The organism is Clostridium prolinivorans (assembly GCF_004011155.1).
Classification (GTDB): Bacteria; Bacillota; Clostridia; order Clostridiales; family Clostridiaceae; genus Clostridium_AT; species Clostridium_AT prolinivorans.
The window spans coordinates 1-1,332 of sequence record NZ_RJWG01000041.1; the positions used below are offsets into that span (position 1 = coordinate 1).

Annotated in this window: 1 protein-coding gene; it reads left to right on the forward strand. The window is 27.5% G+C overall.

Translation table 11 applies throughout. The features are described from left to right. Positions 1-100: 100 nt before the first annotated feature. The coding region (gene istA, locus EGD97_RS12215) for an IS21 family transposase (protein ID WP_127837558.1) at positions 101-1,332 on the forward strand (1,232 nt) is incomplete at its 3' end.

Consider the following 1,332-nt stretch of genomic DNA (forward strand, 5'->3'; position numbering starts at 1 on the left):
TATAAATGATACGATAAGAATGTAAGAAAGTGATCATTTAAGAATGTACAAATTGATTATATGTATAGTATAATTATCAATATTTAAATTGGAGGTAATTATGATTATACATATAGATGTTCATTCTGAAATAAAGATAAATAAGTTAGAAGATCTTCATAAATTAAAGTTAATTATGGAGGAAAACAATTTGAAAGTAAACAAAAGTCAGATAGCTAGAGAACTTGGCGTTGATCCACGTACCGTAGGTAAATATTTAAATGGATATGTTAAACCCACCACTAGAAATCGCAAATCCAAAATAGATGCTTTTGAACCCATTATAAAAGAGCTTCTTGGTAAAGATTCAATTCAAGTATTTTATTATAAACGTATTTTATGGCAGTATCTTAAAGATAATCATGGATTAGACTGTGCACAATCTTCTTTTAGAAGATACATCTCTAATCACTCAGAATTTAATGAGTACTTTAATAATAGGAAAAAAGGACATATAGCCAAGGCTACGCCTATGCGGTATGAGACAGAAAAAGGTCAACAAGGACAATTAGACTGGAAAGAAAATATTGATTTTGTTTTAAATACAGGTGAAGTTGTTATTATAAATATTTTTGTATTAATTCTTTCATACTCTAGATTTAGAGTATATAGGTTGTCTCTTGACAAAACACAGGATATATTATTTTCTTTTCTAGATGAGGCATTTGAAGTATTTGGAGGAGTTCCGAAGGAATTACTAACAGATAATATGAAAACTGTTATGGATAATCCTAGAACTAATTATTCTAAAGGAAAAATAAATAATAAGTTTCAACAGTTTGCAAATGATTATGGTTTTAAAGTACATCCCTGCGTAGCAGGAAGACCTAATACAAAAGCTAAAGTAGAGGCTCCTATGAAATTATTAGATGAAATAAGAGCATATAATGGAACCTTAAGTTATGAAGAGCTACATAAGCTTGTTGCTGATTTAAATAATAGAATTAACAGTACATGTCATACATCAACAGGCAAAATACCAATATTACATTTAGAAAAAGAAAAAGATTTCTTATTAGAACTACCTAAAGATCAAATAAGAAATCATTATAAAATAATCACCACATCTGTTAAAGTAAATAGCCAAAGTATGATTTCATATAAATCAAATTTATATTCTGTCCCACCAGAATATATAGGTAAAAGACTAAAACTTCAAGTATATGATGATCAACTACATGTGTATTATAACACAAATTTAGTTACTATTCATAGAATACAAAATCAAAAACTTAATTATCATGTTGAACATTATGCTGAAATTAGTGCTCTAACATTAAAGCAAAATTCTTA